Origin of the sequence: Porphyromonas sp. HMSC077F02 (assembly GCF_001815465.1) — a bacterium.
Classification (GTDB): Bacteria; Bacteroidota; Bacteroidia; order Bacteroidales; family Porphyromonadaceae; genus Porphyromonas_A; species Porphyromonas_A somerae.
In genome coordinates this window covers 1-1,844 of record NZ_KV820662.1, presented here as the reverse complement: position 1 = coordinate 1,844, position 1,844 = coordinate 1, and the positions used below count along the sequence as shown (strand labels likewise).

The following is a 1,844-nucleotide window of genomic DNA, read 5'->3' as shown; positions in this document are numbered from 1 at the left end:
GGCGATCTGCGGTGTTGCTTTCGGGATTCGGGCTCGTCACGTACGCTAGCATGTTTCTAACGCCCTCATCTTCAGCGCCTTGTATCTCATTCTTCGTTCAAAGTCTCAGCACATTTGAAAATGTGCGAGAATGGCACTTCGTGCAACATTCTCATCTTAGGACAAAGGGCTTCTCTAGGCACCTCCATAAATCCCCCTATGCTGGTAGGGTAAAAGTTGAGATGCAACTAAGCAATCGGCGAGATGCAACTCGGCAAATGCTTAGTTGCATCTCGCCGATTGCTTAGTTGCATCTCGGTTGAAGCTTATACTAGAGTATTGAATTTCAGTTGTTTGTGAAGTGGCCTCTAGGACCCTCTTTTAGCTGGATTGCTCACCTTATTTCGTAGCTTGAAACTTCTGGAAAGTGAAGTACCCATCTTCAAAAATCGCAAGTTTGACTCTTTATGCTCTGATTATGATCGTCATTCCGAGTACTTCACTCCAAGTGAGATGCCGCGACGAAACCGCTTCTTTAGTTTTTCAGCACTTAACCGACATTGCAGCGAGGAAATTGCCATAGGTAGTAAAGAGGTACTCGCCCACTTCGCTTTTTCTGGCAACAATAATGGTTCTAGGGAAGAGATTAATTGGTCATTAGTGAGTTTTTCTATAATAGAGATATCAAGGGAGAGTTGTTCTGCCAAGCTACGCCCCACCCACTTCATTACGATATCACCATTGGGCATGATATATTTTTCTCCAAGAAACCAGATATCAAATATCTCTTTTCCAGCTACATTATCTCCCTTTCCTAATGCAATTAACTTGTGAGTATAAATATCGGATAGGCTCATCACATTTAGAGAAAAGCCATCTAAGCAGAGCAAATCAGTCTCTTCTCTCCAATATTGATTTGAGATCTCAACCTCTAAGGGCCAACCCTCTTCACCATACTCTAAAACAACTTTCGCCCCAAATAGCCCTATGACCTTCTCACAGATGGTTCCATACATACTGACTATTTTAAGCAAACGCTTAAAAACAAGTAGTTCCTGCTTTCTATCAACTAGCGTAAATTCCAAATTCAATGAGAATCGTGGTAGATCATAAAAGAACATCAACGAAGTACCACCTTTAAGTATCAGTAGTGGAGACAACTCCTTATCTAAAGCTATATCTTTAAGGATATTGTATAAATAGGAATAGTGGGTATCCATCATTCTCATAGCGATAGGATAGTTGAAACTCGTTTTGTTAATGCTTTATTATCATAAATAGGGAGTAAGTCAAGCACCTTATCCTTATCTATGGGAGAAGTATTTTCATAGGTACGCCATTTATCAACATAGCATAAGTCTAGAAATGCACGCTCCAAACTGGCAATTGTATAGTTTGGATTGATAACCTTACCCTTTTTATTAATTAATATAGAGTTGGACAGCTTTCTGAATATAAAAACATTTTCAGACGGAGCAAATATCAATTTTGGTTGGTATGAGGCGAGAGTGATAGCGTTGTCATATTGAAAAATAATTCCATGCATCCTAAGAACTGTCTCCATAGATATGTAGGAAGGTATTTGGATCTTATTAGCGAACTCAAATATTTCATACCTGGGCAGTGCATAAATGCCGTATCTTAACCTCAAAAGATCACCACTAAGCACTAGACGGGACAAACGACCAGGCAAGGATGAAGCGGGGATCACTCCTTGTGTGAGAAGCCTTACTTCCTGAGTGGTAAATACAGTCTTTCTAGAACTATACAAAATGCCTATTAGTGTTTTCATAAGTGTAAAGGTAAGTTAGAAAACACCCAATATCCAAAATTTGGTTCATCCGACATTTCGTGTGATACGGCAG

Annotated in this window: 2 protein-coding genes; both read right to left on the bottom strand. The window is 39.9% G+C overall.

The window, feature by feature from the left end:
• Positions 1 to 464: 464 nt before the first annotated feature.
• A complete protein-coding gene (locus HMPREF3027_RS04195) occupies positions 465 to 1,208 on the bottom strand; it encodes a nucleotidyl transferase AbiEii/AbiGii toxin family protein (protein WP_070707229.1) in 744 nt (247 codons plus the stop codon).
• A complete protein-coding gene (locus tag HMPREF3027_RS04190) occupies positions 1,205 to 1,771 on the bottom strand; it encodes a type IV toxin-antitoxin system AbiEi family antitoxin domain-containing protein (RefSeq protein ID WP_070707228.1) in 567 nt (188 codons plus the stop codon). The genes HMPREF3027_RS04195 and HMPREF3027_RS04190 overlap by 4 nt, the downstream gene beginning before the upstream one ends.
• Positions 1,772 to 1,844 lie beyond the last annotated feature (73 nt).